General features: G+C 68.9%; 8 protein-coding genes. All 8 read left to right on the top strand.

Features of this window, described 5'->3' with window-relative positions; all coding sequences use genetic code 11:
* Positions 1-1,068, top strand: a 1,068-nt coding sequence (locus ABZY11_RS19185) for a molybdopterin-dependent oxidoreductase (RefSeq protein ID WP_356480257.1), incomplete at its 5' end; no start/stop codon positions are given.
* Positions 1,065-2,468, top strand: a complete 1,404-nt coding sequence (gene nuoH, locus ABZY11_RS19180) for an NADH-quinone oxidoreductase subunit NuoH (RefSeq protein WP_356480256.1) — start codon at positions 1,065-1,067, stop codon at positions 2,466-2,468. The genes ABZY11_RS19185 and nuoH, both read left to right, overlap by 4 nt.
* Positions 2,461-3,117, top strand: a complete 657-nt coding sequence (gene nuoI / locus ABZY11_RS19175; RefSeq protein ID WP_356480255.1) for an NADH-quinone oxidoreductase subunit NuoI — start codon at positions 2,461-2,463, stop codon at positions 3,115-3,117. The genes nuoH and nuoI overlap by 8 nt, the downstream gene beginning before the upstream one ends.
* Positions 3,114-3,941 carry an NADH-quinone oxidoreductase subunit J gene (locus tag ABZY11_RS19170; protein WP_356480254.1) on the top strand — a complete coding sequence of 276 codons (828 nt, stop codon included), beginning with the start codon at positions 3,114-3,116 and terminating at the stop codon, positions 3,939-3,941. The genes nuoI and ABZY11_RS19170 overlap by 4 nt, the downstream gene beginning before the upstream one ends.
* The gene (nuoK, locus tag ABZY11_RS19165) at positions 3,938-4,237 is read left to right on the top strand and encodes an NADH-quinone oxidoreductase subunit NuoK (RefSeq protein WP_093543641.1); all 300 of its coding nucleotides are present in this window, start codon (positions 3,938-3,940) and stop codon (positions 4,235-4,237) included. The genes ABZY11_RS19170 and nuoK overlap by 4 nt, the downstream gene beginning before the upstream one ends.
* Positions 4,238-4,251: 14 nt before the next feature.
* Positions 4,252-6,147 carry an NADH-quinone oxidoreductase subunit L gene (gene nuoL, locus ABZY11_RS19160; RefSeq protein WP_356480253.1) on the top strand — a complete coding sequence of 632 codons (1,896 nt, stop codon included), beginning with the start codon at positions 4,252-4,254 and terminating at the stop codon, positions 6,145-6,147.
* Between the two features lie 5 nt (positions 6,148-6,152).
* Positions 6,153-7,724 (top strand): NADH-quinone oxidoreductase subunit M, encoded by a 1,572-nt coding sequence (locus ABZY11_RS19155; protein WP_356480252.1) that lies wholly within the window; start codon positions 6,153-6,155, stop codon positions 7,722-7,724.
* Complete coding sequence (gene nuoN / locus ABZY11_RS19150; RefSeq protein ID WP_356480251.1) at positions 7,721-9,385, top strand: NADH-quinone oxidoreductase subunit NuoN; 1,665 nt, start codon at positions 7,721-7,723, stop codon at positions 9,383-9,385. The genes ABZY11_RS19155 and nuoN overlap by 4 nt, the downstream gene beginning before the upstream one ends.
* Positions 9,386-9,398 lie beyond the last annotated feature (13 nt).

Raw genomic sequence — 9,398 nt, 5'->3', positions numbered from 1 at the left:
GTGCTCGGTGAGCGGCTGGCCGCGGTGCCGGGCGGGCTCACCGCCGCAGTACGGACGGCCACCGCGACCGGCGCCGAGCTGGTGTGGATCCCGCGCCGGGCCGGCGAGCGCGGCGCGGTGGAGGCGGGCGCGCTCCCGTCGCTGCTGCCCGGCGGTCGCCCGGCGACCGACCCGAGGGCCAGGGACGAGGTGGCGGCCGCCTGGGGCGTCGCCGAACTCCCGTCCCGCTTCGGCCGCGACACCGGCCAGATCGTCGAGGCCGCGGCCACCGGCGAGCTGGGCGCGCTGGTCGTCGCCGGGGTCGAGGTCGTGGACCTGCCGGACCCGGCACGGGCCCTGGAGGCCCTGGACCGGGTCGGCTTCCTGGTCTCGCTGGAGCAGCGGCCGAGCGAGGTCACCGAGCGCGCCGATGTGGTCTTCCCGGTCGCCGCGGTGGCCGAGAAGTCCGGCACCTTCCTCAACTGGGAGGGCAGGGCGCGGATGTTCGAGGCGGCGCTGAAGCCCGAGCAGATGACGCGCACGCTCGCGCCGGGCGATGCCCGGGTGCTGCACATGCTGGCCGACGCGATGGCCGGTGCCCGGGGCGCCGATGAAACCGGTCGCTTCGCGCTGCCGGACCTGAAGTCCGTACGCCGCGAGCTGGACCGGCTCGGCGGCTGGAGCGGGGCGCGCGCCACGGAACCGAACGAGCCGGCGCAGCCGATGCCCAGGCCCGGCGACGGCGAGGCGGTCCTCGCGGGCCACCGGATGCTGCTCGACCTGGGCCGGCTCCAGGAGGGCGACGAGGCGCTGGCCGGCACCCGGCACGCCGCGGTCGCCCGGCTGTCCGCGGCCACCGCGGCCGAGACGGGCGTGAAGGACGGCGATCTGCTGGCCGTCACCGGCCCGGCGGGCAGCGTCGCATTCCCGTTGAAGGTCACCGACATGCCGGACCGGGTGGTCTGGGTGCCGCTGAATTCCGTCGGGCGGGGCGTCCCGGCCGACACCGGTGCCCGGCCCGGCGGTCTGGTCCGGATCGGCCCCGCCGCACCGGGTACTCCCGACGTCACACCGGAGGTGGGGGCGTGAGTGCCTTCGCTCAACTGGCCGCGGCGCCGCACGGTGCCGTGCTCGCCGCCGAGGATCTGTCGATGTTCGGCACCGACCCGTGGTGGCTCGTCGTCATCAAGGCGGTGTTCTGCTTCGCGTTCCTGATGGTGACCGTGCTGTTCTCCATCGTGTGGGAGCGCAAGGTCGTCGCCTGGATGCAGCTGCGCATCGGCCCCAACCGGCACGGTCCCTGGGGCATGCTCCAGTCGCTCGCCGACGGCATCAAACTGATGCTGAAGGAGGACGTCGTCGTCAAGCGGGCCGACAAGGTCGTGTACGTGCTCGCGCCGATCGTCGCCGCCATCCCGGCGTTCATGGCGATCGCGGTGATCCCGTTCGGCCCGTCCGGCAACGAGGTCTCGATCTTCGGGCACCGCACCACGATGCAGCTCACCGACCTGCCGATCGCGATGCTCTACATCCTCGCGGTCGCCTCGGTCGGGATCTACGGCATCGTGCTGGCCGGCTGGTCGTCAGGATCGACGTACCCGCTCCTGGGCGGTCTGCGCTCCTGCGCGCAGATGATCAGCTACGAGATCGCGATGGGCGCCGCGTTCGCCTCGGTCTTCCTCTACTCCGGGTCGATGTCGACCTCGAAGATCGTGGAGGCGCAGCAGGACCGCTGGTTCATCCTCCTGCTGCCGGTCTCGTTCATCATCTACATCGTCACGATGGTCGGCGAGACCAACCGTGCCCCGTTCGACATGCCGGAGTCCGAGGGCGACCTGGTCGGCGGCTTCAACACCGAGTACTCGTCGATCAAGTTCGCGATGTTCATGCTCGCCGAGTACGTCAACATGGTCACCGTCTCCGCGGTCGCCACGACCCTGTTCCTGGGCGGCTGGCGGGCCCCATGGCCGATCAGCACCTTCTGGGAGGGCGCGAACCACGGCTGGTGGCCGATGCTCTGGTTCGTCCTCAAGGTCCAGCTGCTGCTGTTCTTCTTCATCTGGCTGCGCGGCACGCTGCCCCGGGTCCGTTACGACCAGCTGATGAAGCTCGGCTGGAAGGTCCTGATTCCGGTCTCCGTCGTCTGGCTGATGCTGGTCGCGACGGTGCGGGCGCTGCGCAACGAGGGCTACGACTTCACGAAGATCGTGCTGTACGTGGCCGGGGCCGTGATCGCGATCCTGCTGATCTCCTTCGTCGCCGACATCTTCCGCGACAAGAAGGGCCGGGCCGCCGAGGCGGAGGCCGGACCGGAGCCGGGGTTCGACCCGATGGCGGGCGGGTTCCCGGTGCCGCCACTGCCCGGACAGACCCTGCCGCCGGTGCCGCGCCGCAGGCCGCGGGGCGAGCGGGAGCTCGTTGTCAGTGGCAGGTCGGATACTCAGAGTGACGAACATCCGAGTGACGGAAAGGAGGCGGACGGTGTCTGAGTCATCAGAGTCCTCGGGGGCCCCGGGGCCCTCGGGATCCTCGGAGGAGAAGTTCCAGAACCCCGTCGCCGGCTTCGGCGTGACCTTCAAGGCCATGTTCAAGAAGCGGCTGACCGAGCAGTACCCGGAAACGCAGAAGGTGACGGCGCCGCGCTTCCACGGCCGGCATCAGCTCAACCGTCACCCGGACGGTCTGGAGAAGTGCATCGGCTGCGAGCTGTGCGCCTGGGCCTGCCCGGCGGACGCGATCTACGTCGAGGGCGCGGACAACACCGACGAGGAGCGCTACTCCCCGGGTGAGCGCTACGGCCGCGTCTACCAGATCAATTACGCGCGCTGCATTCTCTGCGGACTGTGCATCGAGGCCTGCCCGACCCGGGCGCTGACGATGACCAATGAGTTCGAGCTCGCCAACACCACCCGCGAGAGCCTCATCTACACCAAGGACGAGCTGCTCGCGGGCCTGGAGGAGGGCATGGTCGACACCCCGCACGCGATCTTCCCCGGCATGGACGAACAGGACTACTACCGGGGTCTCGTCACCGAGGCCGCGCCCGGTACGGAGCGTCAGACCGCCGTCTCCAAGGGCGAGAAGCCGGACGACGGGCACAGCGAGAACAACGGCTCGGCGCAGGAGGTGGGCGCATGACCGGCCTGGCCGCCGCGGCCTCCCAGACCTCGACCGGTGAGGCCGTCCAGTTCTGGGTGCTCGGCATCGTCGCCGTGATCGGCGCGCTGTCCACCGTACTGATGAAGAAGGCCGTGCACAGTGCGCTGAGCCTTGCCGGGACCATGATCGTCCTGGCGGTGTTCTACCTCGCCAACGGCGCCTATTTCCTGGGCATCGTCCAGATCGTCGTCTACACCGGCGCGATCATGATGCTGTTCCTCTTCGTGGTCATGCTCGTCGGCGTCACCGCGGCCGACTCGCTGAAGGAGACCCTGAAGGGGCAGCGCTGGCTGGCCGCGGGCTGCGGGATCGGCTTCGGCGTCCTGCTGATCGCGGGCATCGGCAACGCCTCGCTGAACAGCTTCAACGGACTCGGCACCGCCAACACCGAGCACGGCGGAAACGTCGAGGGGCTGGCCAGCCTCATCTTCACCAAGTACGTCTTCGCCTTCGAGATCACCGGCGCACTGCTGATCACGGCGACGGTCGGCGCGATGGTGCTCACCCACCGGGAGCGCACCGAACGGGCCAAGAACCAGCGGGAGATGTCCGAGGAGCGCGTACGCGGAAAGCAGCTGCCGCCGCTGCCCGCCCCCGGCGTCTACGCCCGGCACAACGCCGTGGACATCCCGGGTCTGCTCCCGGACGGCACGCCTGCCGAGCTCACCGTCATGCAGACGCTGCGCAACCGCGGCCAGATCCGCGATGTGTCGCACGAGTCGCTGGACCGGCTCAAGGCACTGGAGCAGCGCTCCGAGGAACGGCTCGGCCGTGACAACGAAGAAGAGGGGGTCGCCAAGTGAATCCGGTCAACTACCTCTACCTCGCAGCCCTGTTGTTCACCATCGGTGCGGCCGGGGTGCTGATCCGGCGGAACGCGATCGTGGTGTTCATGTGCGTGGAGCTGATGCTCAACGCCTGCAACCTCGCGTTCGTGACCTTCTCCCGGATGCACGGCAATCTCGACGGCCAGATCATCGCCTTCTTCACGATGGTCGTCGCCGCGGCGGAGGTCGTGGTCGGGCTCGCGATCATCGTCTCGGTGTTCCGTTCCCGCCACTCGGCCTCGGTCGACGACGCCAGCCTGATGAAGCTGTAAGGGGACGTTGAATCGTGGAGAACCTGATCGCGCTGCTCGTCGCGGCGCCTCTGCTCGGAGCGGCGGTCCTGCTCTGCGGCGGCCGACGGCTGGACCGCGCCGGACACTGGATCGGCACGCTGCTCGCGGCCGTGTCGTTCGTCATCGGTGTCGTGCTCTTCCTCGACATGCTGGGGAAGGGCGCGGAGGACCGGGCGCTGCACCAGAAGCTGTTCAGCTGGATCCCGGTCGAGGGCTTCCAGGCCGATGTGGCCTTCCAGCTCGACCAGTTGTCGATGACGTTCGTGCTGCTGATCACCGGTGTGGGCACCCTGATCCACATCTACTCGATCGGCTACATGGCGCACGACGAGCGCCGGCGCCGCTTCTTCGGCTATCTGAACCTGTTCCTCGCGGCGATGCTGATCCTGGTCATCGCCGACAACTACCTGCTGCTGTACGTCGGGTGGGAGGGCGTCGGTCTGGCGTCGTACCTGCTGATCGGCTTCTGGCAGCACAAGCCCAGCGCGGCCACGGCCGCCAAGAAGGCATTCCTGGTCAACCGGGTCGGCGACATGGGCCTGTCGATCGCGATCATGCTGATGTTCACCACCTTCGGCACCTTCGCCTTCGGCCCCGTCCTCGAAGCGACGGGGGAGACGAGCGAGGGCAAGCTGACGGCGATCGGCCTGATGCTGCTGCTCGCGGCCTGCGGCAAGTCGGCCCAGGTGCCGCTGCAGTCCTGGCTCGGTGACGCGATGGAGGGCCCGACCCCGGTCTCGGCCCTCATCCACGCCGCGACGATGGTGACCGCGGGGGTGTACCTCATCGTCAGGTCCGGCGCGATCTTCAACGCCGCGCCGGACGCGCAGCTGGTCGTCGTGGTCGTCGGAGCGGTCACGCTGCTCTTCGGTGCGATCGTCGGTTGCGCGAAGGACGACATCAAGAAGGCCCTCGCCGGGTCGACGATGTCGCAGATCGGCTACATGATCCTGGCCGCCGGGCTCGGCCCGATCGGCTATGTCTTCGCGATCATGCACCTGGTGACGCACGGCTTCTTCAAGGCCGGGCTCTTCCTCGGCGCCGGTTCGGTCATGCACGGCATGAACGACGAGGTCGACATGCGGAAGTTCGGCGGCCTGCGGAAGTACATGCCGGTCACCTTCATCACCTTCGGCCTCGGCTATCTGGCGATCATCGGCTTCCCCGGTCTGTCCGGCTTCTTCTCCAAGGACAAGATCATCGAGGCGGCCTTCGCCAAGGGCGGCACCGAGGGCTGGATCCTCGGCTCGGTGGCCCTGCTGGGCGCCGCGATCACCGCGTTCTACATGACACGCGTGATGCTGCTGACGTTCTTCGGCGAGCAGCGCTGGCAGCCCGACGCGGAGGGCCACGAGCCGCATCCGCACGAGTCCCCGAAGTCGATGACCATCCCCATGATCATCCTGGCGTTCGGTTCGGTCTTCGCCGGAGGCTTCTTCTCCATCGGCGACCGCTTCCTCAACTGGCTGGAGCCGGTCACCGGCCACAGCCACGGACACGCCCCGGTCAGCGCCACGACCGTCACCGCCGCCACCATGGTGGTGCTCGTCATCGGCGTCGCCATCGCCTGGGCGATGTACGGCCGCAAGCCCGTGCCGGTCGTCGCCCCGCGCGGCTCGCTGCTCACCCGGGCCGCCCGCCGCGATCTCCTCCAGGACGACTTCAACCACGTGGTCCTGGTCCGCGGCGGCGAGCACCTCACCCGCTCCCTGGTGTACGTCGACCACACCCTGGTCGACGGCGTCGTCAACGGCACGGCGGCCTCGATGGGCGGGCTCTCCGGCCGACTGCGCAAGCTGCAGAACGGCTACGCCCGCTCCTACGCGGTCTCGATGTTCGGCGGTACGGCGATTCTCATCGCCGCGACCCTGCTGATGAGGGCGGTCTGATCACCATGTCCTTTCCCCTCCTGACAGCGACGGCGGCGCTCCCGGCGATCGGCGCGGTCGCCACCGCCGCCGTCCCGGCCGCCCGGCGCACCGCCGCCAAATGGCTGGCGCTGATCTTCTCGCTCGCCACACTCGTACTGGCGGGCATCGCGCTCGCCCGCTTCGAACCCGGCGGCGACCGCTACCAGCTCACCGAATCGCACGCCTGGATCAAGGACTTCGGCGTCCGGTACGAACTGGGCGTGGACGGCATCGGGGTGGCGCTCATGGCGCTCACCGCCCTGCTGATCCCCTTCGTCATCCTGGCCGGCTGGCACGACGCCGACCCCCTGGAGACGAAGTCCTCGCGCTGGCGCCCGACCCAGGGCTTCTTCGCCCTGATCCTGATGGTCGAAGCGATGGTGATCCTCTCCTTCGAGGCCACCGACGTCTTCCTCTTCTACATCCTCTTCGAAGCCATGCTCATCCCGATGTACTTCCTCATCGGCGGCTTCGGGGACCGGGCACACGCGGGCAGCGACGAGAACGCGGCGGCGCAACGCTCGTACGCCGCAGTCAAGTTCCTGCTCTACAACCTGGTCGGCGGGCTCATCATGCTGGCCGCCGTGATCGGGCTCTACGTGGTCGCGGGGACGTTCTCGCTCTCCGAGATCGCCGAGGCCCGCGCGAGCGGCTCGCTCTCCATGGCGACCAGCACGGAGCGCTGGCTGTTCCTCGGGTTCTTCTTCGCCTTCGCGGTGAAGGCCCCGCTGTGGCCGCTGCACACCTGGCTGCCCAACGCGATGGGCGAGGCGACCTCCCCGGTCGCCGTCCTGATCACCGCGGTCGTCGACAAGGTCGGCACGTTCGCGATGCTCCGCTTCTGCCTCCAGCTCTTCCCGGAGGCCAGCAAGTGGGCGACGCCGGTGATCGTCGTCCTGGCACTGATCAGCATCGTGTACGGGGCGCTGCTCGCCGTCGGCCAGCGCGACATCAAGCGGCTGATCGCCTACGCGTCGATCTCGCACTTCGGCTTCATCATCCTGGGCATCTTCGCGATGACCAGCCAGGGCCAGTCCGGTGCCACGCTCTACATGGTCAACCACGGCATCTCGACCGCCGCGCTGATGCTGGTGGCGGGCTTCCTGATCACCCGGCGCGGTTCGCGGCTCATCGCCGACTACGGCGGGGTGCAGAAGGTGGCACCGGTCCTGGCCGGCACCTTCCTGATCGGCGGCCTGGCCACCCTGTCACTGCCCGGACTCGCCCCGTTCGTCAGTGAGTTCCTGGTCCTGGTCGGCACGTTCAGCGCCTATCCGGCAGCGGGCATCGTCGCCACGACCGGCATAGTGCTCGCCGCGCTCTACGTCCTCGTCCTCTACCAGCGGACGATGACGGGCCCGGTGAAGGCCGAGGTCCAGGGCATGGCGGACCTCAAGGTCCGGGAGCTGGTGGTGGTCTTTCCGCTGATCGCGCTGCTGCTCTTCCTGGGTGTCTATCCGAAGCCGCTGACGGAGATCGTCAACCCGGCGGTGCAGCACACCATGTCGGACGTCCAGAAGAAGGACCCCCAGCCTGAGGTGGAGGCCGCCAAGTGAGCGCAACAGCTGTCCACAGCTTGTGGACAACGGCGGGCGGGGTGACATCGGCAGCCCCGGTCGAGAAGTTCAAGGCACCGGTCATCGAGTACACCCAGCTGGCCCCGGTCCTCATTGTGATCGGTGTCGCCGTCGTGGGCGTGCTCGTCGAGGCCTTCGTGCCGCGCCGGGCCCGCTATTACACGCAGGTCTTCCTCACGGTCGTCGCGCTGGCCGCCGCGTTCGCCGCGGTCGTCGGACTGGCGGCCGGCGGATACGGCACGACGAAGGCGCACATCGCCGCGATGGGCGCCATCGCGATCGACGGGCCGACGCTGTTCCTGCAGGGCACCATCCTGCTGACCTCGCTGGTCGCCGTCTTCACCTTCGCGGAGCGGCGGCTCGACCCCGCTTCGCACGGCAACCGCGTCGACTCCTTCGCCGCCCAGGCCGCCTCGGTCCCCGGCAGCGACAGCGAGAAGGCCGCGGTCAAGGCCGGATTCACCACCACCGAGGTCTTCCCGCTGGTCCTCTTCTCGGTGGCCGGCATGCTCGTCTTCCCCGCGGCCAACGACCTGCTGACGCTCTTCGTGGCCCTGGAGGTCTTCTCCCTCCCGCTCTACCTCCTGTGCGCCGTCGCCCGCCGCAAGCGGCTGATGTCGCAGGAGGCCGCGGTGAAGTACTTCCTGCTCGGCGCCTTCTCCTCGGCGTTCCTGCTCTTCGGGATCGCCCTGCTCTACGGGTACGCGGGCTCCGTCTCGTACGCGTCCATCGCCCATGTGGTCGACGGCTCCGTCACGAAGATCGACCCGGCGCTCGCCGACACCATGGGCAACGACGCGCTGCTCCTGATCGGCGGCGCGATGATCCTGACCGGGCTGCTCTTCAAGGTCGGCGCCGTCCCGTTCCACATGTGGACCCCGGACGTCTACCAGGGCGCCCCGACCCCGGTCACCGGCTTCATGGCCGCGGCCACCAAGGTCGCCGCGTTCGGCGCGCTGCTGCGCCTGCTGTACGTGGTGCTGCCGGGCCTCGCCTGGGACTGGCGCCCGGTCATGTGGGCCGTCGCGATCGTCACGATGCTGGGCGGTGCGATCGTCGCCATCACCCAGACCGACATCAAGCGGCTGCTGGCCTACTCCTCGATCGCCCACGCCGGGTTCATCCTCGCCGGTGTGATCGCGACGACCCCGGACGGCATCTCCTCGGTCCTCTTCTACCTGGGCGCGTACTCCTTCGTGACGGTCGGCGCGTTCGCCGTCGTCACCCTGGTGCGCGACGCGGGCGGCGAGGCCACACACCTGTCGAAGTGGGCCGGGCTCGGCCGGCGCTCGCCGCTGGTCGCCGCGGTCTTCGCGGTGTTCCTGCTGGCCTTCGCCGGTATCCCGCTCACCTCCGGCTTCTCCGGAAAGTTCGCCGTGTTCAAGGCCGCGGCGGACGGCGGCGCGGGCGGACTGGTCGTGGTCGGTGTGATCTCCTCGGCGATCGCCGCGTTCTTCTACATCCGGGTCATCGTGCTGATGTTCTTCAGCGAGCCGAAGGCGGACGGCCCCACGGTCGCCGTCCCGTCCCCGCTGACGATGACGACGATCGCGGTGGGAGTCGCGGTCACGCTGGTGCTGGGCCTGGCCCCGCAGTACTTCCTGGACCTGGCGAGCCAGGCGGGAGTGTTCGTGAGGTAGCGCACACGCACAC

The organism is Streptomyces sp. NPDC006510, assembly GCF_040611955.1.
Classification (GTDB): Bacteria; Actinomycetota; Actinomycetes; order Streptomycetales; family Streptomycetaceae; genus Streptomyces.
The sequence above is the reverse complement of the archived record's forward strand: the minus strand, read 5'-3'. Positions and strand labels throughout refer to the sequence as shown.

Excerpts from the sequence above, each read along its gene's own strand:
- ABZY11_RS19170 (WP_356480254.1), top strand. The coding sequence starts at position 3,114 with ATGACCGGCCTGGCCGCCGCGGCCTCCCAGACCTCGACCGGTGAGGCC.
- ABZY11_RS19155 (WP_356480252.1), top strand. The coding sequence starts at position 6,153 with ATGTCCTTTCCCCTCCTGACAGCGACGGCGGCGCTCCCGGCGATCGGC.